The organism is Microbispora sp. ZYX-F-249 (genome assembly GCF_039649665.1).
GTDB classification, from domain to species: domain Bacteria; phylum Actinomycetota; class Actinomycetes; order Streptosporangiales; family Streptosporangiaceae; genus Microbispora; species Microbispora maris.
On record NZ_JBDJAW010000196.1, the window covers coordinates 1 to 300 of the forward strand.

Annotated in this window: 1 protein-coding gene; it reads left to right on the forward strand. The window is 73.7% G+C overall.

Going from position 1 to position 300, the window contains the following annotated elements; translation table 11 throughout:
- On the forward strand, positions 1–300 hold a 300-nt coding region (locus AAH991_RS40380), incomplete at both ends, for an acyltransferase domain-containing protein (protein ID WP_346231226.1).

Genomic DNA, 300 nt, shown 5'->3' on the forward strand with positions numbered 1-300 from the left:
GGGCCGATCTCGGGGGCCATGACTGGCTGCCGCCCGGCCCGGAGCTGCCGCGCGAACGGGGACCGGCCTGGCGGCATCTCTACGTGTACGCGTACCTCGCCCTGGTCGAGGTCGTCAGGGCATACCACCGCGACCACGGCATCCCCGATGCCGTGTCGTGGGCGACCCTCGCGGACCTGGGCCGCAATCTCGCGATCGACCGGCGGATGCACGGCGAGGGCTGGCCGGTCATGCAGGCCTGGCTGACGCTGCACGCTCGCGGCGGCCTCTACGAGCTGGGCCGGCTGCAGCACCAGCGCG